We start from the raw sequence: 23,230 nt of genomic DNA on the forward strand, positions 1-23,230 counted from the left end.
CTTCCTGACGTGCTGGTGCGGGGGACGTATGGAGCGGAGGACGTTGTCACAGGTGGCGTCGGCGGTCGGCTGCGTGGCGGTCGTACTCCTCACGGGCCTTGACGGCGGCGGCGCGGGTCGCGGTCTCGGCGACGGGCACGTCCCACCACGCCTGCGCGGCGGGGGCGGTCGGTGCGAGGCCCTCGGCAGTCTCGGTTTCCACGTAGACGCAGGTCGGGCGCCCCGATGCGCGCGCCGCGGCGAGCGCCTCGCGCAGCTCGCGGACGGTGTAGGCGCTGATCACGTCCATGCCGAGGCTCTCGACGTTGGCGGCGAGGTCGACGGGCAGCGGCGCGCCGGTGTAGCTGCCGTCGCCGGCGCGGAACCGGTAGGCGGTGCCGAACCGTTCGGCGCCCGTCTCCTGCGACAGTCCGCCGATGGAGGCGTAGCCGTGGTTCTGGATGAGGACGAGATTGACGTTGATCCCTTCCTGCACGGCGGTGACGATCTCGGTGGGCATCATCAGGTACGTCCCGTCGCCGACGAGCGACCAGACCGGGCGGTCGGGGGCGGCGAGCCGCACGCCGATGCCGGCCGGGATCTCGTAGCCCATGCACGAGTAGCCGTATTCGAGGTGGTACTGGCGCGGCGAACGGGCCCGCCACAGCTTGTGCAGGTCCCCGGGGAGGGATCCGGCCGCGTTGATGACGATGTCGTCGTCGCCGACCACCGAGTCCAGGGCGCCGAGCACCTGGGTCTGGGTGGGCTTGGCCTCCTCGTCGTCCGCGGCGTAGGCGGTGTCGACGATGCGCTCCCAACGGGCCTTGCCGGTGCGGTACTCGGCCTCGTACGTCTCGTCGACGCGGTGGCCCGTGAGCGCCTCGGCCAGCGCCTCCAGACCGGCGCGGGCGTCGGCGACGACCGGGACGGCGCACTGCTTGTATGCGTCGAACGCGGCCACGTTGAGGTTGACGAACCGCACGCCCGGTGCGGCGAACAGGGTGCTGGACGCGGTGGTGAAGTCGGAGTAGCGGGTGCCGACGCCGATGACCAGGTCGGCGGTGCGTGCCAGGTCGTCGGCGATCGCGGTGCCGGTGTGCCCGATGCCGCCGATGTCACAGGGATGGTCCCAGCGCAGCGAGCCTTTGCCGGCCTGGGTCGAGGCCACCGGGATGCCGGTCGCGTCGACGAGCGCCTTGAGCGCGTCCTCGGCCTCGCTGTGGTGGATGCCGCCGCCCGCGATGATCAGCGGGCGCCTGGCGGCGCGTACGGCGTGCACCGCCTCGGCGATCGCGGAGGTGTCGGGTGCCGGGCGGCGCACGTGCCAGATCCGGTCGGCGAAGAACTCCTCGGGCCAGTCGAACGCTTCGGCCTGCACGTCGTGCGGCAGGGCGAGGGTGACCGCGCCCGTCTCGACGGGGTCGGTGAGCACCCTCATCGCCTGCAGGGCGGCGGGGATCAGCGCCTCGGGCCGGGTGATCCTGTCGAAGTAACGGGAGACGGGCCGCAGCGTGTCGTTGACGGAGATGTCGCCCGCAGCGGGGTGTTCGAGCTGCTGGAGCACCGGCTCCGCGGGCCGGGTGGCGAAGGTGTCGCCGGGCAGCAGCAGCACGGGCAGCCGGTTGACGGTGGCGAGCGCCGCGCCGGTGACGAGGTTGGTGGCGCCGGGGCCGATGGAGGTGGTGACGGCCTGGGCGGCCAGCCGGTTCGACTGGCGGGCGTAGCCGACGGCGGCGTGCACCATCGCCTGCTCGTTGCGACCCTGCAGGTACGGCATGCCCGACGGGCCGTCGTGGCCGGCCTGCAGCAGCGCCTGGCCGAGCCCCGCGACGTTGCCGTGGCCGAAGATGCCCCAGCAGGCGTTGATCAGGCGGCGTCGTTGCCCGTCCCGCTCGGTGTACTGGTGGGCGAGGAAGCCGACCAGGGCCTGTGCGACGGTGAGCCGCCTGCTCGGCCGGGAGGAACCGGTCATCGGGAGCCCCTTTCGGGCGCGCTGGTATCGGGGGCGGAGTAGAGGGGCAGGCGGGGGTCGGTGGGCTGGGCCGCCCACGTGCCGCGGATCCACGCCTGGTCGGGGTGGTCGCAGATCAGCCATTCCCGCTCGTCGCCCGGGCCCGCCATCACGTTCAGGTAGTACATGTCGTGGCCGGGCGCAGCGATGGAGGGGCCGTGCCAGCCGTCGGGGATGAGGACGATGTCGCCGGTGCGGACCTCGGCGAGCACGTCGGTGCCGCGGCCGTGGCCGGAGGGTGCGACGCGTTGGTAACCGAAGCCGTCGGCCTGGGGATCGCCTGGTGCCGCGGCGATTTCGAAGTAGTAGATCTCTTCGAGCTCGGACTCCTCACCGGGTCGGTGCTCGTCGTGCTTGTGAGCCGGGTACGAGGACCAGTTGCCGCCCGGGGTGAGCACCTCGACAGCGATGAGTTTGTCGGCCTCGAAGGCGCCGGCCGCGGCGAAGTTGTTGACCTGGCGGGAGCAGGTGCCGCTGCCGCGCAGTTCGACGGGGACGGCGGAGGCCGGTCCGTAGCGTGCGGGCAGGCGGCGGGAGCAGCGGGCGCCGGTGAGCGCGAAGCGGCCGCCGTCGCGTGAGGCGATGGACGCCTGGGCGTCGCGCGGCACGTACGCGAAGTCCGTCACCCCGCTGAACACATTGTCCCGGCCGTGGAGTTGGAACGTCTGCCCCTCGGTGGCGACCGAGCACCCTCCGGCCAGCGGCAGCACGATCCATTCACTGTCGCCGCTGTCGAAGACGTGCCAGCCGCCAGGCGGCAGTTCCAGTACGCGCAGCGAGGAGTATCCCCATCCGGCGCGTTCCGGGTCGATGTCGAGGGCGTACTCGCCGCGCGCGGCCTTGCCCACGGGCACATGGCCCTCGAAGGCCCTGGCGCTCCGTGTGTCCGTCATGGTGCGAACTTCCTCCTCATCTGCGGCATCTGCGCATCTGTGGCCTCATATGCGACTCAGAGCAGACCGACGGCGGTGTCGACGGCGGTCTCGACGGTTCCTTCGGCCGGGTAGAGCAGCGAGCGCCCGACGACGAGCCCCTGCACGGTGGGCAGTCGCAGCGCCTTGCGCCACTTCTCGTAGGCGCCTTCCTGGTCCTTGCCGACCTCGCCGCCGAGCAGGACCGCGGGGAGCGTGGAGGTCTCCATCACCGCGGCCATGTCGTCGACATCCTCGGTGACCGGCACCTTCAGCCAGGTGTACGCGGAGGTGCCGGCGAGCCCGGAGGCGATGGCGATGGACTTGGTGACGGCCTCGGCGCTCAGGTCGTTCTTCACCTTGCCGTCGATGCGCCGGGAGATGAACGGCTCGACGAAGACGGGCAGTTTGAGCTCGGCCATCTCGTCGATGGCCCGGGCGGTCGACAGCATGGTGGTGAGCGAGCCAGGGTCGTCGTAGTCGATGCGCAGCAGGAGTTTGCCTGCGTCGAAGCCGAGGCGCGCGATGTCCTGCGGGCGGTGGCCGGTGAACCGGTCGTCGAGTTCGAAGGCCGCGCCGGCGAGGCCGCCGCGGTTCATCGAGCCCATGACGACCTTGCCGTCGAGCGCACCGAGCAGCAGCAGGTCCTCGAGGATGTCGGCGGTGGCGAGCACGCCGTCGACGCCGGGACGGGAGAGCGCGAGGCACAACCGTTCCAGCAGGTCGACCCGGTTGGCCATCGCGAGCTTGTGGTCGCCGACGGCGAGAGCGCCGCGCGCCGGATGATCGGCCGCCACGATCATCAACCGCCCGCTCTCGCCTATCAGGGGACGGCGGGGGCGGAGGGCGGCGGCTTCCGCGAAGGCCTCGGGGTGCTGTGTCCGCACCTTCACGAGGTCGCTGATGCTGATGCTCAAGGGGTGCTCCTCGCTTTCAGCGATTCAAGTAGGAGGGGCCGAATGCGTGCGGCAGGCGCACGGTGGGGTGCCGGTCAGCCGCGCGCGAGGAGGTCTTCGACCTCGGACTCGGTAGGCATCGCGGAGGAGCAGGCGAGGCGGGAGGCGACGAGCGCGCCGGCGGCGTTGGCGTAGCGCATGAGGCGTTCGAGCTCCCAGCCGGCCAGCAGCCCGTGGCACAGGGATCCGCCGAAGGCGTCGCCGGCGCCGAGGCCGTTGACGACGTCGACGCGGACGGGCGGGACCTCCGCGGTGGTGCCGTCGCGGTGCACGGCGAGTACGCCCTTGGGACCCTGTTTCACCACGGCCAGTTCGACCCCGGCGTCGAGGAGGGCCCGTGCGCAGGCGTGCGGTTCGCGTACGCCGGTGGCGACCTCGCACTCGTCGAGGTTGCCGACGGCGACGGTGGCATGCCGCAGGGCCTGGGCGTAGGAGGTCCGCGCCACGGCGGGGTCCGTCCGGGCACCCTTTTCCCAGAACATGGGCCGCCAGTCGAGGTCGAAGACGGTGATGCCGGCGCGGTCCCTGGCCTGGAGGGCGGTGAGGGTCGCGGTGCGGCTGGGCTCCTCGCACAGGCCGGTGCCCGTCATCCAGAAGATCCTGGCCGAGCGAACGGCTTCGAGGTCGAGTTCGCCGGGGTGGATCTCCAGGTCGGGCGCCTTCGGCAGGCGGTAGAAGTAGAGGGGGAAGTGGTCGGGCGGGAAGATCTCGCAGAAGGTGACGGGCGTCGGGTACTGGGCCACTGAGGTCACCCACCGGTCGTCGACCCCGAATTCCTTCAGCGCCTGGTGGACGTAGTCGCCGAAGGGGTCGGCGCCGGTGCGGCTGATGACCGCGGTGGTGCGCCCGAGACGGGCTGCGGCCACCGCGACATTGGTCGCCGAGCCGCCCAGGAACTTGCCGAAGGTGTCCACCTGCGACAGCGGGACGCCGGTCTGCAGCGGGTAGATGTCCACCCCGATCCGGCCCATGGTGATCAGGTCGTACGGCTCGGTCATGGGCAGGCTCCTCGTGATCCGTCATGCGGCGTCCGGATGCAGCGCTCGCGGCGGGCGTCCGTGAATGCTCTGGCCGGTGGCCCGGCCTTGTCAGGTCTAGCCCTCGGCCGGGAACCATGTCAATACTTTGTCATTACATTCGAACGTCTAGACTCATACCCACCCTAGCGTTACTGTGTCGTTACGTCGAGATGAATGGATGTCCTAACAAAGTCTTGACAGTCACCCCCACCAGCGGTTGACTCCCCTCCTGCAACGGTCGTGTTAACGGCGTCACAAACGCCCCGGCCCATGGCCCCGAGTCTCCGACCAGCGAGTCCCCGACCGCGAGTCCACGACTTCGGAGTCCGTCGGCTCCACCTCTCCGTTCTCCCGTCCCCTCTCCCGCAGCGAGGTGCAGGATCAATGGACAACTCCCCCAGAGCCCGTAAGACCGCCCTTGGCGCAGCCTGCGCGGCAGGGCTCCTCCTCGCCGTCGCAGGCTGCGCCAGCAGCACCGGCGGGGCGAAGGCCGCCCAGGGCACCACCGGCGTGACGGCAGGCCACGCCAACACACCCCGGATGACGATTGCGATGGTCACGCACGCGGCACCGGGCGACACCTTCTGGGACATCGTGCGCAAGGGCGCGGAGGCCGCCGCCGCGAAGGACAACATCAATCTCGTCTACTCCTCCGACCCCGTGGCGTCCAACCAGGCCAACCTGGTCAGCAATGCCATCGACCAGAAGGTCGACGGGCTCGCCGTCACCCTCTCCACCCCCGACGCCATGAGGGGCGTGGTCGCCAAGGCCGAGTCCGCAGGCATCCCTGTCGTCGCCTTCAACCAGGGAGAGGACTACTGGAAGCAAATGGGCGCGCTGGGCTACTTCGGCTCGGACGAGAAGCTGGCCGGCGCGGCCCTCGGCAACCGGCTCAACTCGATGGGCGCCAAGCACGACCTGTGCATCATCCACCAGCAGGGGTCCGTGGCCCTGGAGGACCGGTGCGCGGGCGTGAAGTCCACGTTCAAGGGCACCACCGACATCCTTTACGTCAACGGCGCGGACATGCCGTCCGTGCAGTCGACGCTGACCGCCAAGCTCCGGCAGGACCCGAGCATCGACCAGATCACCGCGCTCGGCGCCCCCATCGCCCTGACCGCCATCAGCTCGGTCAGCGACGCGGGCAGCAAGGCGAAGGTCAACACGTTCGACCTCAACAAGGACGCGGCGGCGGCGATCAAGGAGGGCAAGATCGAGTTCTCCGTCGACCAGCAGCCGTTCCTGGAAGGCTACGAAGCGGTCGACGCCCTGTGGCTGTACAAGGTCAACGGCGACACGATCGGAGGTGGCCAGCCCACGCTGACCGGTCCGGCCTTCGTCGACCCGTCGAACATCGCTACCGTCTACCAGTACGCGCAGAATGGCACCAGGTGAGCAGCATATGAGCGCCCAAGCCACTACCCCCAGCCCCCCGTCCCCGCCGACGCAGTCGGCCACCGGCCTGGAGAAGCGGACCGCGGAGCGCTCGCTCGCGCGCCGGTTCCTGGCCCGCCCGGAGGTCGGCGCACTGATCGGCGCCATCGCCGTCTACGCCTTCTTCTGGGTGGCGGCCCCGACCTTCCGGCCGGCCGACTCGCTCTCCACAGTGCTCTACCAGGCATCGACCCTGGGCCTGATGGCGCTGCCGGTGTCGCTGCTGATGATCGGCGGCGAGTTCGACCTGTCGGCCGGCGTCGCGGTGATCACCTCATCGCTCACCGCGAGCATCTTCGCCTACGAACTCACGCTGAACGTCTGGATGGGCGTCATCGCCGCGCTGGTCGTATCGCTCGCCGTGGGGTTCTTCAACGGCTACGTACTAGTGAAGACCGGGCTGCCCAGCTTCCTCGTCACCCTGGGCACGTTCCTGATGCTGCAGGGCCTGAACCTGGCGGTCACCAAGATCTTCACCGGCAACGTGGCCACCAACGACATCTCCGACATGCAGGGGTTCAGCTCGGCGAAGGCGATCTTCGCGTCCGACATCACCATCGCCGGCGTCCCCGTGAAGATCACGGTGCTGTGGTGGCTGCTGTTCGTGGCGCTGGCGACCTGGATGCTGCTGCGCACCAAGTTCGGCAACTGGATCTTCGCCGTCGGCGGCCAGAAGGACAGCGCGCGTGCCGTCGGCGTTCCGGTCGCCCGCACAAAGATCGTGCTGTTCATGCTGGTGGGTCTCGGCGCCTGGTTCGTCGGCATGCACGAGCTGTTCGAGTTCAACACGGTGCAGTCCGGTGAGGGCGTCGGCAACGAGCTCCTCTACATCGTCGCGGCGGTGATCGGCGGCTGCCTGCTCACCGGCGGCTTCGGCTCGGCGATCGGCCCGGCGATCGGTGCCTTCATCTTCGGCATGGTCACCCAGGGCATCGTCTTCGCCGGCTGGAACCCGGACTGGTTCAAGTTCTTCCTCGGCGTCATGCTGCTGGGCGCCATGCTGCTCAACACCTGGGTCCGACGCCAGGCATCCCGGAGGTGACCACCATGGCTCAGAGCACTGCAGACGACGCGCCCATCGTCGAACTCCACGACATGGGGAAGATGTACGGCAACATCCGCGCGTTGCGCGGGATCGACCTGGCCGTCAGGCCGGGCCGGGTGACCTGCGTCCTCGGCGACAACGGCGCGGGCAAGTCCACCCTCATCAAGGTCATCTCCGGACTCCACCAGCACGACGAGGGCGAGTACAGGGTCGACGGGGAGCCGGTCCGGTTCACCACCCCGCGCGAGGCCCTCGACCGCGGCATCGCCACCGTCTACCAGGACCTGGCGGTCGTCCCGCTGATGCCGGTCTGGCGCAACTTCTTCCTCGGCTCGGAAATCACGCGCGGCGTCTGGCCGCTGCGCCGCCTCGACATCGAGAGAATGAAGAAGATCGCCGACGAGGAACTGCGGGCGATGGGCATCGAACTCGACGACATCGACCGGCCCATCGGCACCCTCTCCGGCGGCCAGCGCCAGTCCGTGGCGATCGCCCGCGCCGTCTACTTCGGCGCCCGGGTGCTGATCCTCGACGAGCCGACCGCCGCACTGGGTGTCAAGCAGTCCGGCGTCGTGCTCAAGTACATCGCCGCCGCCCGCGACCGCGGCCTCGGCGTCATCTTCATCACCCACAACCCCCATCACGCCTACATGGTCGGCGACCACTTCGCCGTCCTGCGGCTGGGGGCCCTGGAGCTGAGCGCCGACCGCGGCCAGGTCTCGCTCGAGGAACTCACCAACCACATGGCGGGCGGTGCCGAACTGGCCGCGCTCAAGCACGAGCTGGCGCAGGTCCGCGGCGTCGACGTCGAGGGGCTCCCGGAGGAGACGGAGCTGCCGGCAACGCCCGCGTCCTCGTCCTGACATCACAGCAACCCGCATCGTGAGCGGGCGCAGAAGCGAACCAAAGGAACAGCGGCCGCCTGGGCCGAACGCGAATCCACCGCGAATCCAAGGAGACCACCGCCGATGACAGACAGCGAAGTGACATCAGCCGACTCCGTCGGCCGACCCGTGCTGGACCGCCTCCGCATCGGTTCCGCACCGGATTCGTGGGGTGTCTGGTTCCCCGACGACCCCCAGCAGGTGCCGTGGCGGCGCTTCCTGGACGAGGTCGCCGAGGCGGGCTACGAGTGGATCGAGCTCGGCCCCTACGGCTATCTGCCGACCGACCCGGCCCGGCTCACCGAGGAAGTGAACCGCCGCAATCTGAAGGTCTCCGCCGGCACGGTCTTCACCGCGCTCCACCGCGGCCCCGAGGTCTGGGACTCCACATGGGCACACGTCTCCCAGGTCGCCGAGCTCACTCGGGCGATGGGCGCTCACCACCTCGTCGTCATCCCCGCCTTCTGGCGCGACGACAAGAGCGCCGCGCAGTTGGAGAGCAGCGAGTTGACGGCGGATCAGTGGGGGCATCTGGCACGTGGCATGAACCGGCTCGGCCGCGAGGTGCGTGAGCGCTTCGGCCTGAACATCGTCGTGCACCCGCACGCCGACACCCACATCGACACCGAGGCGCACGTCGTCCGCTTCCTCGACGCGACCGACTCCGACGTCGTCGGCCTCTGCCTCGACACCGGTCACTACGCCTACTGCGGCGGCGACAACGTCAAGCTCATCGAGACCTACGGGGAGCGGATCGGCTATCTGCACCTGAAGCAGGTGGACCCGGAGATCCTCGCCGACGTGGTCGAGAACGAGGTGCCGTTCGGCCCGGCGGTCAAGCGCGGCGTGATGTGCGAACCGCCGCTCGGCGTCCCGGAGTTGCCGCCGGTGCTGGAGGCCGCGCAAGGGCTAGGCGTCGACCTCTTCGCCATCGTCGAGCAGGACATGTACCCGTGCCTGCCTGGCCGGCCGCTGCCCATCGCGCAGCGCACCCGCCGCTATCTGCGTGGCTGCGGCGCCTGACGACAGCACGATCCAGCACGGCCCAGCACGGCCGAGTCCGACCGAGCACGACGACGACACCGAGCAGAGAGACGAGATCATGACCGAGCAGGGAACACTCCGCGTCGCGGTGATCGGCACCGGCAGGATGGGCGCCGACCACGTCCGCCGCATCAACGACGTGATCAGCGGAGCGCGCGTGACTGCCGTCGTGGACGTCGACGGGGAGCGGGCGAAGTCGGTCGCCGGCTCCGTCGACGACTGTACGGCGTTCACCGACCCGGCAGCCGCGATGGCCTCGCCCGACGTCGACGCCGTGCTGATCGCCTCCCCCGGCCCGGCGCACGAGGAGACGCTCCTCGAGGCGTTCCGCCATGACCTGCCCGTGCTGTGCGAGAAGCCGCTCACCCCCGACTCCGCCTCCGCGCTGCGGGTGCTTCAAGCCGAGCAGAGGCTGGGCCACCGCCGGGTGCAGGTGGGCTTCATGCGCCGCTACGACAAGGAGTACATGCAGCTCAAGCAGCTGCTGGCGAACGGCGACCTGGGCCGGCCGCTGCTGCTGCACTGCCGGCACCGCAACGCCTCCGTACTCCCGTACTTCACCGACCAGATGCTCATCAACGACTCGGTGGTGCACGAGATGGACTGCACCCGCTGGCTGCTGGAGCAGGAGATCACCGCGGTCACCGTGGTGCGGCCGACGCCGTCGGCCAACGCCCCCGAGGGCCTCAGCGATCCGCAGCTGGTGCTCTTCGAGACCGACGGCGGCGCGGTCGTCGACGTCGAGATCTTCGCCACGTGCGGCTTCGGCTACCAGGTGCAGGCCGAGGCAGTCTGCGAGAACGGCACGGCACGCATCGGCGACGCCCACGGCCTGATGACCAACACCGCAGGCGGCTGGGGCGGCGAGATCGCGCCGGACTTCGTGGCGCGGTTCGAGGAGGCGTACGACCGCGAGGTGCAGCACTGGGTCGACGCCACCCGGCGCGGCGAGGTCCACGGCCCCAGCACATGGGACGGCTACGCGGCGGCCGCCGTGTGCGAGGCCGGTGTGCGAGCGCAGGCCGAGGGCCGGCGCGTCGAGGTCGAGATGATCGAGCGCCCCGCCCTCTACGGCTGATCCCCTGTCCGGCCGCCTGACCGCCCGACGGCCCGTCCGTCTCCGACCGAAAGGCAGTCCCGCACCGTGAAGATCGCCCTCGACCCCTACATGCTCCGCAAGGTGCCGCTGCTCGAACTTCCGGCGCTCGTCGCCGAGCTGGGCTACGAATGGATCGAGCTGTCGCCGCGCGACGACTTCATCCCCTTCTTCAAGCACCCGCGCATCGACGACGCCTCCGTGCAGCAGTTCCGCAAGGCACTGGACGCCGCCGACGTGGGCATCTCGTCGGTGCTTCCGCTCTTCCGCTGGTCCGGGCCGGACGAGGACGAGCGGCAGGCCGCCGTCCGCTACTGGAAGCGCGCCATCCAGATCACCTCGGATCTGGGCCTGGACAGCATGATCTCGGAGTTCAACGGCCGCCCCGACCAGCCCGCACGCAGCGAGGCGCTGTTCTGGCGGTCGATGGACGAGCTGCTGCCGCACTTCGAGCGCGAGGGCATCCAACTGGCGCTCGAACCGCACCCGGACGACTTCATCGAGGACGGTTATGAAGCGATCAACATGATCCGCGGCATCAACCACCCCAATGTGAAGTACCTGTACTGCGCCCCGCACACCTTCCACCACGGCAACGACGCCCCGGGAATGATCAAGTACGCCGGTGACCTGCTCACCAACGTGCATCTGGCGGACGCCTTCAACCACACCGCGTCCTCCGGCAACCGCTACATCCTCAACCCGCCCGGCACCCCTGCCCGCGTCCACCAGCACCTGGACATCGGCCAGGGCGAGGTCGACTTCGACGAGCTCTTCCGCGAGCTGCACCGCAACGGGTTCGACGGAACGCTGACGGCCTGCGTCTTCGCGTGGGAGGAGCGTGCCCGCGAGTCGTCCGTGTTCATGCGCGAGAAGATCGACGAATACCTGCGGTCCTGGAGTTGAGCGGCTTCCCGATCTTGAACTCGGCGGCGGGACCGACCTGGACCTTCCTCGGCTTCGTGGTGTCCGGCGTCGCCGCGATCACCTCCACATGGCAGGCGCTGCCCGAGACGAGAGGGCGGACGCTCGGCGCCCTGGAGAACGACTTCCGGGAACGGTACGCTTAGTCAACTCACAAGGAGGAGGGGGAATTTGAAGGCCTCGGCCATTCACCACGTATCGGTCTGCGTCGAGAAACTCGACGACGCCGTCGACTTCTACACGCGGCGGCTCGGGCTGCGGCTGCGCGACGACCGCCCGGACACCCTCGGCCGCGGCGCCTGGCTCGACGCCGGACCCCAGCAGCTGCACCTCATCGAGGCCGCCCCTCCCCCGGGCCGCGGGCAGCACTTCGCCCTGGCCGTGGCCGACCTGGACGCGGCCACCACCGAGTTGCGGGCCGCCGGCGTGCAGGTGAGCGAGGCCATCCGCATCGGTTCGGCGCGTCAGGCCTTCGTCACCGACCCGTCGGGCAACGCCATCGAGCTGCACGAGCCGTCACACGACGCCTGACGCGATCCCAACGGCCACTACGCGCCGCCGTCGCCGCGGACCGGGAGGCTGCGCACGCCGCGTATCAGCGCGCCGGAGCGCCAGCCGAGGGTGGCGGGGTCGGCGTCGAGGGCGAGCCGCGGGAAGCGTTCGAGCAGCGAGCGGACGGCGATCCGGCCCTCCAGGCGTGCGAGCGGGGCGCCGAGGCAGTAGTGGATGCCGTGGCCGAAGGCGAGATGCCCGCCCGCGGGGCGGTGGATGTCGAACTCGTCCGGGGCCGGGAAGCGTCCGGGGTCGCGGTCGGCGGCGGCGATCACCACGAGGACGGGCGCACCGCCGCCGGGGATGACGGTGCCGCCGATCTCCAGCGGCCGGGTCGTGAAGCGGAACGTCGAGGTCTCCACCGGGCCGTCGTAGCGCAGCATCTCCTCCACGGCAGCGTCGAGCAGCGACCAGTCGGCGCGCAGCTCGGCCAGTTGATCCGGGTGGGTGAGAAGTGCCAGCACCCCATTGGCGATGAGGTTGACGGTCGTCTCGTGGCCGGCGACGAGCAGCAGGAACGCCATGGCCCGCAGCTCGTCGTGGGAGAGCCGGTCGCCGTCCTCGTCGGTGGTCCTGATCAGGGCGCTCATCAGATCGTCGCCCGGACGCTCGCGTTTCTCCTCGACCAGCCTGCTGAGATAGGCGCCCATCTCCTTGAACGCGGTCTCCTGGCGCTCGGGGTCGCCGACGGGAGCGATGATCTCGTTCGACCAGCCCCTGAAGGCCTCCCGTTCCAGGAAGGGCACCCCGAGCAGCTCGCAGATCACCGTCATCGGGAGCGGAAAGGCGAGCGCCTCGACGAGATCGACGCGACCGGTGGCGGGCATCGCGTCGAGGAGCTCGTCGGTAATCTGCTGGATGCGCGGGCGCAGCGCCTCCACCCGGCGCGGAGTGAACTCCTTGGCGACGAGCTTGCGCAGCCGGGTGTGGTGCGGCGGATCGGAGTTGAGCATGTGCGTGCCGATGTAGAGCTCGTCGTCATCGGTCCACTGCTCGGAGTTCAGCCAGCTCTTGGAGAGGGTGGGGTCGGCGAGGGCGGCGCGCACCTCCTCGTGGCCGACGACGAGCCACACTTCGTTGCCGTGCGGCAGGCGCGCGTAGTGGACCGGGCTCTTCTCGCGCAGCTCGGCGTAGACGGGGTACGGGTCGGCGGTGAATCTCTCGCCGTACGCCGCAAGGTCGACGATCTTGACGGCTGTGTTCGTGGTCGGCTCCACCATGCGGCCAACGTAACGCGAGCGCGCCTCGAGGGCGTCAGCCCCAAGGAGGAGCCGGGGGCCTGCGGCCTAGGCGATGCGGGCGAGGAGTTCGGCGACGCGCTTGGCCACCGTCTCCCGGTCGCCCTCGGTGAGTCCGGATTCGATCCCGCAGGCCACCGCGCCCGCGCTGATCCAGTCGGGCGCGGTCTCGGTGGTGATGCCGCCGACCGGCACCAGCGCGGCCTGCGGCAGGACGCCGCGTACGTCCTTGACCCAGCCGGGGCCGTAGGCGGAGGCGGGGAAGAGCTGTACGGCGTCGGCGCCGAGCTCCAGGGCCCGGGTGATCTCGGTGGGGGTGGCGGCTCCGGGGAGGACGGGTATCCCGTAGCGGTGGCCGGTACGGATGACGTCGGCGTCGAGGCCGGGTGCGGCGAGAAAGCCGGCGCCCGCCTCGACCGCCATCCGGGCCGACTCGGCATCGAGCACGGTGCCCGCGCCGATCACCGCGTCCTCACCCACCTCGCGCACTAACGTAGTGATGGCTTCCAGCGCGAAGGGCGTGGTCAGGGAGATCTGAAGCGTGGTGAGACCGGCGGAGAGCAGCGTGTCGGCGGCCGCCGCCGCCTGGTCGTAGCTCTCGGCGCGAATGATGGCAACGACCCGCTGGGCCAGTGCGGCCCGGGTGATCTCCCAGCGATACACGGGGGTTCGCCGTCCTTTCGGTGTCCGTGCGATGCTCGGCCGTCGGCCGGAGCGGTCACCAGAACGTTATCGGCCGTCACCGAAACCGGAGCAGGAACGGGGACATCTCCTCTCACATACCTGGTCATGACCCTTTCTCGGGATGATCACGGTCGCTTCTCAGCTGTTTTTCACGCCCGCTTGACCAAGCGCACAGCGGAGGCACAGGGGCCGTTGCGAGGCTCATGGCTCCGATGCGGTCCGATTCGGGTCCTCTTCGGCAGCCGGGCCGCTCTTGTCCGGCGCCGCCCTCAATGGCGAGGTTGCGGCTGCCCGCGGCCGTGATCCCCCCTCGATGTCCGGAGGTAGTGCCCCTTGTCCGCGACCCTTGCCGGTGCGCACGCCAAACCAGCCCGTGCACCACAGGACGGACCGCCGCGGCTGGTCCGTGCCCTGGTCTTCTGGCGCTCACCGCAGGACCAGCCGCGTTGGGCCAGGCCCGTCCTGTTGCTGATCGCGGCGGTGGCGGGCGTGCTGTACGCCTGGAACATCACCTCGTCCGGCTTCGCGTACTACTACTCGGACGCCGTCAAAAGCATGTCGGTGAGCTGGAAGGCGCTGCTGTTCGGCGCGATGGACCCGGGCGCCACGATCACCCCGGACAAGATCGCCGGATCGTTCGTCCCACAGGCACTGTCGGCTCGCCTCTTCGGCTTCCACGCCTGGTCGGTGACGCTCCCTCAGTGCATCGAGGGGGTGATCTGCGTCCTGGTGATGTACCGCGTCGTACGGCGCTGGGCGGGCCCGTACGCCGGGCTCGGCGCCGCCGCGCTGTTCACCTTCACGCCCGTGGTCGCCTCGATGTTCGGCCACTCCATGGAGGACGGCGGGCTCACCTTCTGCCTCGTGATGGCCGCCGACTGCTGTCAACGTGCGTTCCTGGACGCACGGTTGCGCTCCCTTGTGTTCGCCGGGGTGTGGGTGGGCGTCGGCTTCCAGGCGAAGATGATGCAGGCCTGGATGGTGCTGCCGGCGCTGGCGCTCGTCTATCTGGTGTCGGCACCGGGCAGGCTGCGGCGCAGGATCGCGCACGTCGCGGTCGCCGCAGTGGTGTGCCTCGCGGTATCGCTCTCCTGGGTGATGCTGATGACGTTCGTACCGGCGAAGGACCGCCCCTACGTGGACGGTTCCACCAACAACAGCGCCATCGCCATGGTCTTCGGCTACAACGGCCTGGAGCGGTTCGGCATCAACGTGCCGGGTGCTGTCGCGAGCATGGGCGGCGGAGGCGGAACCGCGGGGAAGGGCGGCTTCGCCCGGCTCGGGACCGGCGGCACCGCCGGCACCGGCGGCTTCCCGGGACTCGGTGGCTCCGGTGCCCGCCCCGGCGCGGATACCGCCGGCGCAGGCGCGCCGGGCACGAGCGGCGCCGCGGGCCCGGGCAGTCCGGCAGGCGCCAACGGTGCTGCCAGTGCCGGCAGTACCCAAGGCGCCGCAGGTGTCGGTGGCGCCGCGGGCCCGGCGGCCACCGCCGCCGGCCGGGGCGGCGGGAGCCTCCCGGGCGGCACGGGCGGCACGGGCGCCTCCGGCGCCGAAGGCACCCGGCGGCTCGCCAGCGGGCCCGGTGCCGTGCACGGCGGATCGAGCTGGCTGAAGCTGTTCCAGAGCAGGTTCGGACCGCAGATCGGGTGGATGTATCCGTTCGCGTTGCTCGCCCTCGTCCTGGGGCTGTGGTGGCGGCGCGGCCGGGAGCGTACCGACCGGCTGCGCGGCGGCTATGCGATGTGGGGCAGCTGGCTGGTCGTCGTCGGCCTGGTCTTCAGCAAGATGAGCAACATCCCTCACACCGCCTACATGTCGACCCTCGCCCCGCCGCTGGCCGCGCTCACCGCTGCCGGTGCGGTGATGATGTGGCGCGCCTACCGCAGGGGCGGGGCGCGTGCCTGGGCGCTGCCGGTCGCTGTGGCCGCGGAGGCGGCGTGGAGCTGGTATCTCGGCTCGTTCGACTCCGGTTTCCTGCCGTGGCTGAAGTGGACGATGCTGGCGGCGTCGGTCATCGGTGTCGTGGTGATGGTCCTCGGGCGCGGCACCCGCCGCATGCGATCGCGGCTGCTGACGGCGGGTCTGCTCGCCGGGATCGCCGGGTCGGTGGTCACTCCGGTGGCGTGGTCCGCTTCGGTCCTCGACACCACGTACGCGGGCAGCGCCTTCGACGCCAGCGCCGGACCGTCCGCCATGGGTGGTGGCGGCCGCGGCTTCTCCGGCCCGGGCGGCGACGTCTCCACCTCTCTGACGGCCAGTCAGCGTCGCCTCTACCAGTACGTCAAGGCACACCAGGGCAGCGCGGAGTACGTGATGGCGACCGAGGGCTGGAACCTGGCCTCGCCGTACATCCTGGCCACGGGCGACACGGTGCTGCCGATGGGCGGCTTCAGCGGCTCGGTGCCGCAGCCGTCGCTGGACGACTTCGTCTCCCTCGTGCACAAGGGAGAGGTGCGCTTCGTGCTCACGCAGGGCTCCGGCAGCGCAGGCGCCGGCATGCCGGGTGCGGGGGGCGGCAGCGGGTCCCTGACCGGGATCAGCAGTTGGGTGACGAAGCACTGCGCTCAGGTGCCGTCACAGGACTACGGCGTCAGCGCGTCGAGCAGCACCAGCCGCAGCAGCACAGCCGGTACCGGCCCGGCCGGCATGTTCGGCGAAGCCGGTGCCGGCGGCGGAACGCTCTACCGCTGCTCGCCCTCGTCGTGAACAGGCGGCTGCGGCCGGGGCGGAGAACCCGCCCCGGCCGCGGCGCCGTCAGTGGGTCACAGCTGCGCCGAGCGTTCGGCCAGGCGCTTGGCGCCGACCGCCGTCAGCGAACCGTGCAGCCGCAGACGGGAGATGCCGCCGTCCGGGAAGATGTCGATCCGGACATGGGTTGCGGCGGGCGCGTCGACCAGGAAGCGGTGGACGGTGTCGGGCTGCAGCCGGGTGCGCGGCAGGATCTCGAACCACTCCTCCGAGCCGGCGCTCTGGTCCTGCCCGTAGAGGGCGGCCCAGCCGGCCGAGTTGCCCTTGAGGTAGCCGGTGTCGATCTCCACGGCGCGGATCTCGGCCTGCTCGGTGAGGCGGTAGCGGACCCAGTCGTTGCCCTTGTCGCGGCGGCGACGGGTCTCCCAGCCGTCGTCCATCTTGCGCGAACGGCCCGGCAGGATGGTGTTGGTGGGCGGCGAGTAGAACCGGTCGGAGGCGTCCTCGACGGCGCCGCCGTTCTCCAGCGCGACGAGGTCGAAGGTGCCGAGCGCGGCCAGCCACTCCGGGTCGGGCGCGACATCGCCGTAGACGCGCAGCCGCGCGATGCCGCCGTCGGGGTGCTGGTTGAGGCGCAGGTGGGTGAAGCGGCGCTCGACGGCGATCTCGAAGGCGTTGGCGGCGTGGCCGCCGATGGCGGTGCGCGGGACCAGCTCGGTCCACTCCACACCGTCGGCGAGCAGTTCCTCGGGCGAGGCGGACAGCGGCGCGACGGTGGCCTCGATGGAGACGGCCTGCGGGTAGTTGCCGCGGAAGTGTGCGGTGTCCACGATGATGCCGCGGATCACGCCGGGGGCGCCGAGGCGGATGAGCGCCCAGTCGTGGTCCTCGTCGGCCGGGTGCGGGGTGCCGGCTCCGGTGCCCCTGCGACGGCGGGTCTCCCAGCCGTCCATGATCTTGCCCTTGTGGCCGAAGTGCTCGGGGTCGAAGTGAGCGGGCTCGGGGATGAGCAGGTTCTCGCGCTCGGCGAAGAACTCGTCGTTGGCGGCGACGACGCCCGCGCCGAGGCGGCGGTCGGCCAGGTCGACCAGGTCGACCAGGTCGGCGAAGGGAATCTCCGCGCTGCGGTAGTCGGCGTACGGGTCGCCGCCTCCGTACGGCTTGGCGTCGCCGGTGAAGCGAGTGACCTGCGTCATGCATGCTGCCTTTCGATGAGCCGGCCGGTGGGCCGGGTGGTGAGGCCGTGATCGGCGATGCGCTGTCCGCGCAGCCAGGTGCTGCGCACGACGCCGTGGAGCGTGCGCCCGGCGTAGGCGGTGATCCGATTGCGGTGGTGGAGCACCGCCGGGTCCACGGTGAAGGTCTCCTCGGGTGCGAGGACGGCGAAGTCGGCGTCGTTGCCCGGTGCGATGGCGCCCTTGTTGCCGAGTCCGGCCAGCGCGGCCGGTGCGGACGACATCCAGCGCACCACGTCGGTGAGTGTGTGGCCGCGGCGGCGGGCCTCGGTCCAGATCGCCGGAAGGCCCAGCTGGAGCGAGGAGATGCCGCCCCACGCCTGCCCGAAGTCGCCGGTGTCGAGGAGCTTGAGGTCGACGGTGGACGGCGAGTGGTCGGAGACGATGCAGTCGATGGTGCCGTCGGCGAGGCCTTCCCACAGGGCGTCCTGGTTTCCGGCCTCGCGGATGGGCGGGCAGCACTTGAACTCCGTTGCACCGTCCGGCACTTCCTCGGCGGTGAGGGTGAGGTAGTGCGGGCAGCTCTCGACGGTGAGCCGTACGCCGTCGCGCTTGGCGGCGGCGATCAGCGGCAGGGCGTCGGACGAGGAGAGGTGCAGGATGTGGATGCGGGCCCGCAGCCGCTGCGCGAGTGCGATCAGCGAGGCGATGGCGGTGTTCTCGGCGTCGCGCGGACGGGAGGCGAGGAAGTCGGCGTAGCGGCGGCTGCCGTCGGCGTGCGGCGCGGCCTCGATCAGGTGGGGGTCCTCGGCGTGCACGATGAGCAGGCCGTCGAAGCCGGCGATCTCGGCCATCGCCTCTTCGAGCTCGGCGGGGCTCAGGTGCGGGAACTCGTCGGCGCCCGACGGCAGCAGGAAGCACTTGAAGCCGAAGACGCCGGCGTCGTGCAGCGGCCGCAGCTCCTTGACGTTGCCGGGGATGGCGCCACCCCAGAAGCCGACGTCGATGTGGGCCTTGTCCCGGGCCGTGCTGCGCTTGATGTCGAGAGCGGTGGGAGTGGTGGTCGGCGGGATGCTGTTGAGCGGCATGTCGATCAGCGTCGTGATGCCGCCCGCCGCGGCCGCGCGGGTCGCGGAGTCGAAGCCCTCCCATTCGGTGCGGCCGGGATCGTTGACGTGGACGTGCGTGTCGACGAGGCCGGGCAGCAGCGCGTCGTCACCGAGGTCCACGATGCGGGCGCCTGCCGGAAGCTCGGCCTCGTACGGCAGAACGGCCACGATCCGGTCATCGGCGACGGTCACCGCCGCCGGGCGCTCACCCTCAGGTGTGACGACCCGCGTCGAGCGCAGGACGAGGTCTGCGTGCGACACAGGCTCTCCTTCCTTCTTCCACCTACCGGAATTCAACTTTCTGTTGAAGGAAGTCTTCACGCCGGAGACGTGGAGCGTCAAGGCTTCAGACGTGCGACCCGTGAGCCACTTTGGAGGATTCCACAAAATGGAATCTGCATTCCATACAATAGAAGGTAGCTACGACCAGTTGCGGTGTGGCGACAGGTAGGGCGTAAGCGTCGATCGTGTGGTCCACGGGCCCGCGGACCTCGGATCCGCAGGCAGCGGCCCGTGATCGACCGCTCGGCGCCCGGTAGGCTGCCGTACGCTGCCGAGCCCATACCGGGCCCGGCGGCTCACGCGGCTTCGAGAGGACCGGACGTGCCGTCGATCAGCTCCAGCAGCTCCGCCAACAACACCAGCACCAGCAGTAAGCCCAACGGCACCGCCGCGGGCGCCGGTGGCGTGCAATCCCTGGAGCGCGCTTTCGACCTGCTGGAGCGGATGGCCGACGCGGGCGGCGAGGTCGGGCTGAGCGAGCTCTCCGCGAGCAGCGGACTTCCGCTTCCCACGATCCACCGGCTGATGCGCACGCTCGTCTCCTGCGGCTACGTACGGCAGCAGCCGAACCGCCGCTACGCGCTCGGCCCGCGCCTCATCCGGCTCGGCGAGAGCGCATCGCGGCTGCTGGGCACTTGGGCGCGGCCGTACCTCGCGGAACTGGTCGAGGCGACCGGCGAGACGGCGAACATGGCGCTGCTCGACGGCGATGAGGTCGTCTACGTGGCGCAGGTGCCGTCGCGCCACTCAATGCGGATGTTCACCGAGGTCGGACGGCGGGTGCTGCCGCACTCCACGGGCGTCGGCAAGGCGCTGCTCGCGCACGTCCCGGCCGACGAGGTGCGGGCGCTGCTGGGGCGTACGGGCATGCCCGCGGCGACCGAGAAGACGATCACCGACCCGGAGGAGTTCATCGCCGAGCTGGAGCGCATCCGCACGGCGGGCTACGCGGTCGACGACAACGAGCAGGAGATAGGGGTGCGCTGCCTGGCGGTGACCGTGCCCGATTCCCCGACGGCCGCGGCGATCTCCATCTCGGGCCCGGCGGGACGCGTCACGGAGACGGCACAGGACAAGATCATCCCCGTGCTGCAGGACGTCGCACGCCAGCTCTCCGCTGCGCTCGCCAGCACGGGAACCGCCTGACCTCAGGTGGGGTCGCCGGCCGCCTCGCGGCGTGGTCGTGCCGCCGGAACGGGGCCGAAGAGGTCGATCGCGCCGCGCACCTCCGCCAGGGACGGTGCGAGCGCGCTCACCGAGCCCAGGGCGCTGGTGAGCACCAGCAGCGAGCCGCGGAGGCGTTCGATCACCGGGACGCCCGCCGCGGCGGCTGCGTCGAGCGCCGCGAGTTCGTCCTCGGCGACCTCACGGTCGGACAGATGGGCGCGGTAGCCCGCGAGCTCGCGGCGGAGGCGGGCGACCGCCTTGCGCAGACCCGTCACCCGCGGGTCCTCGGTACCGTCCGCCGCGCCGTCGGCTGTGCCATCCGCGCCGTCGGCGCGTACGACGGTCCGGGCACACTGCCCGGTCGGGTCGTTCGACACTGCTACTCCCCCTCAGACGTCCTGGGGTAGGCCATGCTGGGCCGGACCAGTAAAGGCGACTCTCCGCACATCGCGCCATACGGAGAGCGAAATCGGTCTCAAAAAACCTTCGTTCGAAGGAGACTTGGCGGTATTTCACACGTCCGTGTGGCAAGCCGCCGCTTTCCTCGCAAGCCGGAAAGGGGATATGCAGGCGTCATGAAGCAGTTTGTAGCGGGTGTGGTGCTCGCGGCCGGTACCGGACGGCGGCTGGGCGGGCAGCCCAAGGCGCTCCTCACCTACCGCGGGGGGCTGCTCGTCGAGCATGCCGCCCGCGTGCTGCGCGACGGGGGCTGCGACGTGGTGCATGTCGTGCTCGGTGCGGCCGCCGCGGAGGTACGGGAGCGGGCCACCGGGCTCGACTGGTGCCGGCTGGTCGACAACCCCGACTGGGCGCAGGGGATGGGATCCTCGCTGCGCGTCGGGCTCGCCTCGCTCCGCTCCACGGACGCGCGGGCGGCGGTGGTCTCCCTCGTCGACCAGCCCGGAATCGGCCCCGAGGCCGTCGCACGCCTGCTGTCGTCCGGCGTCTCGCGGGCGAGCCTCGCCGCCGCCGCATACGACGGCAGCCGCGGCCATCCCGTGCTCTTCGGCGCCGATCACTGGCCCGCCGTCATTTCCTCGGCCAAAGGCGATCAAGGCGCTCGCGCATATCTGCGGGGGCGTGAGAGCACAATCACATTGGTCGAATGCGGGGACATTTCCTCGCCCGGCGACATCGACACCCCCGCCGACCTGCGACTCCTCTCCGAGCCTGGCGGCCGGGCCGCCGAGAGGCCCCGCGAAGGCCGTGCACCGGGTGCCACAAACCGTTGATCTTCCACTATGCAGAAACTATGCTCCACGCAGCAGAACGCTCGGGCCCGGCCGCACACCGGCCCGGGATCTGCCGCCGTACCCACAATCCGCGGCACCCCGTGCCGCCATCGCGCCGCCGCCGCACACGGCGCGCGCGTGAAGGAGTGACAGCCATGTCCGCAGCAGCGCCCTCCCCGCTGCCCGTCATCGTCGACGCAGAGCCCGTCCCACGTTCCGAGGAGGTGCTCACCGATGAGGCGCTCGCCTTCATCGGAGAGCTGCATCGCCGGTTCGCACCGCGCCGCGCCGAACTGCTCGCCCAGCGCAAGGAGCGCCGAGACGAGATCGCACGAACCGCCGCACTGGACTTCCGCCCCGAGACCGCGCACGTCCGCGAGGGCGACTGGCAGGTCGCCCGGGCCCCGGAGGTGCTGAACGACCGGCGTGTGGAGATCACCGGTCCGACCGACCGCAAGATGACCATCAACGCGCTGAACTCCGGCGCCAAGGTATGGCTCGCCGACTTCGAGGACGCCTCCGCGCCCACATGGGAGAACGTGGTCCTCGGCCAGGTCAACCTGATCGACGCCTACGAGCGCCGCATCGACTTCACCTCCCCCGAGGGCAAGTCCTACGCGCTGCGCCCGGATGCGGAACTCGCCACCGTCGTGATGCGCCCGCGCGGCTGGCACCTGGACGAGCGGCACCTGACCGTCGACGGCGAACCGGTGCCGGGCGCCTTCGTCGACTTCGGCCTGTATTTCTTCCACAACGCCAAGCGGTTGCTGGCCAAGGGCAAGGGCCCGTACTTCTACCTGCCGAAGACGGAGTCGTACCTCGAGGCGCGCCTGTGGAACGACGTCTTCGTCTTCGCCCAGGACTACACCGGCATTCCGCAGGGCACCATCCGTGCCACCGTCCTCATCGAGACGATCACCGCCGCGTTCGAGATGGAGGAGATCCTCTACGAACTGCGCGACCACGCCAGCGGTCTGAACGCCGGCCGCTGGGACTATCTCTTCTCGATCGTGAAGAACTTCCGCGACGGTGGTGAGAAGTTCGTCCTGCCGGACCGCAACGCGGTGACCATGACGGCGCCGTTCATGCGCGCGTACACCGAACTGCTCGTCCGCACCTGCCACAAGCGCGGCGCCCACGCCATCGGCGGCATGGCCGCGTTCATCCCCTCGCGCCGCGACCCCGAGGTCAACGCCAAGGCGCTGGAGAAGGTCAGGGCCGACAAGGACCGCGAGGCCGCGGACGGTTTCGACGGCTCCTGGGTCGCCCACCCCGACCTGGTCCCGGTCGCCCGCGCCAGCTTCGACGCGGTGCTCGGCGACAAGCCGAACCAGAAGGACCGGCTGCGCGAGGACGTGCACGTCACCGCCGACCAGCTGATCGCCATCGATTCGCTCGACGCCAAACCGACGTACGAGGGGTTGCGCAACGCCGTCCAGGTCGGCATCCGCTACATCGAGGCCTGGCTGCGGGGCCTCGGCGCCGTTGCCATCTTCAACCTCATGGAGGACGCGGCCACCGCCGAGATCTCGCGCTCGCAGATCTGGCAGTGGATCGACGCCGGCGTCGTCTTCGACAACGGCGAGAAGGCCACCGCCGAGCTGGCCCGCCACATCGCCGCCGAGGAACTGGCGGCGATCCGCGCGGAGATCGGCGAGGAGGCCTTCGCGGCCGGCACCTGGCAGCAGGCGCACGACCTGCTGCTCCAGGTCTCGCTCGACGAGAAGTACGTGGACTTCCTCACCCTGCCCGCGTACGAGTTGCTCGGCTGAGCGACGAGACCGTACGACGGTGGCCGGC

Annotated in this window: 21 protein-coding genes; 12 read left to right on the forward strand and 9 right to left on the reverse strand. The window is 70.3% G+C overall.

The annotated features are described in order from the left end of the window. Nucleotides 1-46: 46 nt before the first annotated feature. The 4 genes from iolD to iolC all read right to left on the reverse strand — a co-directional run bounded on the left by iolD (nucleotide 47) and on the right by iolC (nucleotide 4,855). A complete protein-coding gene (iolD, locus tag NGB36_RS29970) occupies nucleotides 47-1,951 on the reverse strand; it encodes a 3D-(3,5/4)-trihydroxycyclohexane-1,2-dione acylhydrolase (decyclizing) (RefSeq protein WP_255923727.1) in 1,905 nt (634 codons plus the stop codon). Beyond that, nucleotides 1,948-2,883, reverse strand: coding sequence for a 5-deoxy-glucuronate isomerase (gene iolB / locus NGB36_RS29975; RefSeq protein WP_255923728.1), 936 nt, complete (start codon nucleotides 2,881-2,883; stop codon nucleotides 1,948-1,950). The genes iolD and iolB overlap by 4 nt, the downstream gene beginning before the upstream one ends. Nucleotides 2,884-2,939: 56 nt before the next feature. Next, nucleotides 2,940-3,818 (reverse strand): Cgl0159 family (beta/alpha)8-fold protein, encoded by an 879-nt coding sequence (locus tag NGB36_RS29980; protein ID WP_255923730.1) that lies wholly within the window; start codon nucleotides 3,816-3,818, stop codon nucleotides 2,940-2,942. Nucleotides 3,819-3,892: 74 nt separating this feature from the next. Further along, nucleotides 3,893-4,855 (reverse strand): 5-dehydro-2-deoxygluconokinase, encoded by a 963-nt coding sequence (gene iolC, locus NGB36_RS29985; protein ID WP_255923731.1) that lies wholly within the window; start codon nucleotides 4,853-4,855, stop codon nucleotides 3,893-3,895. A 405-nt stretch (nucleotides 4,856-5,260) separates the two neighbouring features. Here iolC and NGB36_RS29990 point away from each other — a divergent pair, with 405 nt between their 5' ends. The 8 genes from NGB36_RS29990 (at nucleotide 5,261) to NGB36_RS30025 (ending at nucleotide 11,834) form a co-directional block, all read left to right on the forward strand. Next, nucleotides 5,261-6,271 (forward strand): substrate-binding domain-containing protein, encoded by a 1,011-nt coding sequence (locus NGB36_RS29990; RefSeq protein WP_255923732.1) that lies wholly within the window; start codon nucleotides 5,261-5,263, stop codon nucleotides 6,269-6,271. A gap of 7 nt (nucleotides 6,272-6,278) precedes the next feature. Further along, nucleotides 6,279-7,352, forward strand: coding sequence for an ABC transporter permease (locus NGB36_RS29995; protein WP_372509566.1), 1,074 nt, complete (start codon nucleotides 6,279-6,281; stop codon nucleotides 7,350-7,352). Between the two features lie 5 nt (nucleotides 7,353-7,357). After that, nucleotides 7,358-8,218, forward strand: coding sequence for an ATP-binding cassette domain-containing protein (locus NGB36_RS30000; protein WP_255923734.1), 861 nt, complete (start codon nucleotides 7,358-7,360; stop codon nucleotides 8,216-8,218). A gap of 105 nt (nucleotides 8,219-8,323) precedes the next feature. After that, on the forward strand, nucleotides 8,324-9,262 hold the full coding sequence (locus NGB36_RS30005) for a sugar phosphate isomerase/epimerase family protein (protein ID WP_255923735.1): 939 nt from the start codon (nucleotides 8,324-8,326) through the stop codon (nucleotides 9,260-9,262). A gap of 79 nt (nucleotides 9,263-9,341) precedes the next feature. Continuing rightward, nucleotides 9,342-10,361, forward strand: coding sequence for a Gfo/Idh/MocA family protein (locus NGB36_RS30010; protein WP_255923761.1), 1,020 nt, complete (start codon nucleotides 9,342-9,344; stop codon nucleotides 10,359-10,361). Between the two features lie 66 nt (nucleotides 10,362-10,427). Next, on the forward strand, nucleotides 10,428-11,285 hold the full coding sequence (locus NGB36_RS30015) for a sugar phosphate isomerase/epimerase family protein (RefSeq protein ID WP_255923736.1): 858 nt from the start codon (nucleotides 10,428-10,430) through the stop codon (nucleotides 11,283-11,285). Beyond that, nucleotides 11,282-11,449 (forward strand): hypothetical protein, encoded by a 168-nt coding sequence (locus tag NGB36_RS30020; protein ID WP_255923737.1) that lies wholly within the window; start codon nucleotides 11,282-11,284, stop codon nucleotides 11,447-11,449. The genes NGB36_RS30015 and NGB36_RS30020 overlap by 4 nt, the downstream gene beginning before the upstream one ends. A 25-nt stretch (nucleotides 11,450-11,474) precedes the next feature. After that, nucleotides 11,475-11,834: a VOC family protein gene (locus tag NGB36_RS30025; protein WP_255923739.1), complete on the forward strand. Its 360-nt coding sequence runs from the start codon at nucleotides 11,475-11,477 to the stop codon at nucleotides 11,832-11,834. 17 nt (nucleotides 11,835-11,851) lie between these two features. On the opposite strand, the gene NGB36_RS30030 is transcribed toward NGB36_RS30025, so the two are convergent. Beyond that, nucleotides 11,852-13,075 carry a cytochrome P450 family protein gene (locus NGB36_RS30030; RefSeq protein WP_255923740.1) on the reverse strand — a complete coding sequence of 408 codons (1,224 nt, stop codon included), beginning with the start codon at nucleotides 13,073-13,075 and terminating at the stop codon, nucleotides 11,852-11,854. 66 nt (nucleotides 13,076-13,141) lie between these two features. Then, entirely contained in the window at nucleotides 13,142-13,756 is a 615-nt protein-coding gene (locus NGB36_RS30035; RefSeq protein ID WP_255923741.1) for a bifunctional 4-hydroxy-2-oxoglutarate aldolase/2-dehydro-3-deoxy-phosphogluconate aldolase, read from the reverse strand. A 354-nt stretch (nucleotides 13,757-14,110) separates the two neighbouring features. On the opposite strand from NGB36_RS30035, the gene NGB36_RS33270 reads away from it, so the two are divergent. After that, entirely contained in the window at nucleotides 14,111-16,483 is a 2,373-nt protein-coding gene (locus tag NGB36_RS33270; protein WP_269470736.1) for a mannosyltransferase YkcB-related protein, read from the forward strand. A gap of 56 nt (nucleotides 16,484-16,539) precedes the next feature. Here the strand turns inward: NGB36_RS33270 and alc are convergent, their stop codons facing one another. Both alc and allB read right to left on the reverse strand, forming a co-directional pair. Further along, a complete protein-coding gene (gene alc / locus NGB36_RS30045) occupies nucleotides 16,540-17,661 on the reverse strand; it encodes an allantoicase (protein WP_255923742.1) in 1,122 nt (373 codons plus the stop codon). Continuing rightward, entirely contained in the window at nucleotides 17,658-19,010 is a 1,353-nt protein-coding gene (gene allB / locus NGB36_RS30050) for an allantoinase AllB (protein WP_255923743.1), read from the reverse strand. Before allB ends, alc begins: the two co-directional genes overlap by 4 nt. Nucleotides 19,011-19,436: 426 nt before the next feature. Here allB and NGB36_RS30055 point away from each other — a divergent pair, with 426 nt between their 5' ends. Beyond that, nucleotides 19,437-20,177 (forward strand): IclR family transcriptional regulator, encoded by a 741-nt coding sequence (locus tag NGB36_RS30055; RefSeq protein WP_255923762.1) that lies wholly within the window; start codon nucleotides 19,437-19,439, stop codon nucleotides 20,175-20,177. 2 nt (nucleotides 20,178-20,179) lie between these two features. Here the strand turns inward: NGB36_RS30055 and NGB36_RS30060 are convergent, their stop codons facing one another. After that, a complete protein-coding gene (locus NGB36_RS30060) occupies nucleotides 20,180-20,473 on the reverse strand; it encodes a DUF5955 family protein (protein WP_255923764.1) in 294 nt (97 codons plus the stop codon). Between the two features lie 300 nt (nucleotides 20,474-20,773). Here NGB36_RS30060 and NGB36_RS30065 point away from each other — a divergent pair, with 300 nt between their 5' ends. Then, the gene (locus NGB36_RS30065) at nucleotides 20,774-21,430 is read left to right on the forward strand and encodes a nucleotidyltransferase family protein (RefSeq protein ID WP_255923744.1); all 657 of its coding nucleotides are present in this window, start codon (nucleotides 20,774-20,776) and stop codon (nucleotides 21,428-21,430) included. 155 nt (nucleotides 21,431-21,585) lie between these two features. Beyond that, on the forward strand, nucleotides 21,586-23,202 hold the full coding sequence (gene aceB / locus NGB36_RS30070) for a malate synthase A (protein WP_255923746.1): 1,617 nt from the start codon (nucleotides 21,586-21,588) through the stop codon (nucleotides 23,200-23,202). The last annotated feature ends 28 nt before the right edge of the window (nucleotides 23,203-23,230 follow it).

It is taken from the genome of Streptomyces humicola (assembly GCF_024436035.1).
GTDB lineage: Bacteria > Actinomycetota > Actinomycetes > Streptomycetales > Streptomycetaceae > Streptantibioticus_B > Streptantibioticus_B humicola.

Coding starts and splice junctions, on each gene's coding strand:
- iolD (WP_255923727.1), bottom strand. CDS start 1,951: ATGACCGGTTCCTCCCGGCCGAGCAGGCGGCTCACCGTCGCACAGGCC.
- iolB (WP_255923728.1), bottom strand. CDS start 2,883: ATGACGGACACACGGAGCGCCAGGGCCTTCGAGGGCCATGTGCCCGTG.
- iolC (WP_255923731.1), bottom strand. CDS start 4,855: ATGACCGAGCCGTACGACCTGATCACCATGGGCCGGATCGGGGTGGAC.
- NGB36_RS29990 (WP_255923732.1), top strand. CDS start 5,261: ATGGACAACTCCCCCAGAGCCCGTAAGACCGCCCTTGGCGCAGCCTGC.
- NGB36_RS29995 (WP_372509566.1), top strand. CDS start 6,279: ATGAGCGCCCAAGCCACTACCCCCAGCCCCCCGTCCCCGCCGACGCAG.
- NGB36_RS30000 (WP_255923734.1), top strand. CDS start 7,358: ATGGCTCAGAGCACTGCAGACGACGCGCCCATCGTCGAACTCCACGAC.
- NGB36_RS30005 (WP_255923735.1), top strand. CDS start 8,324: ATGACAGACAGCGAAGTGACATCAGCCGACTCCGTCGGCCGACCCGTG.
- NGB36_RS30010 (WP_255923761.1), top strand. CDS start 9,342: ATGACCGAGCAGGGAACACTCCGCGTCGCGGTGATCGGCACCGGCAGG.
- NGB36_RS30030 (WP_255923740.1), bottom strand. CDS start 13,075: ATGGTGGAGCCGACCACGAACACAGCCGTCAAGATCGTCGACCTTGCG.
- alc (WP_255923742.1), bottom strand. CDS start 17,661: ATGACGCAGGTCACTCGCTTCACCGGCGACGCCAAGCCGTACGGAGGC.
- NGB36_RS30065 (WP_255923744.1), top strand. CDS start 20,774: ATGAAGCAGTTTGTAGCGGGTGTGGTGCTCGCGGCCGGTACCGGACGG.
- aceB (WP_255923746.1), top strand. CDS start 21,586: ATGTCCGCAGCAGCGCCCTCCCCGCTGCCCGTCATCGTCGACGCAGAG.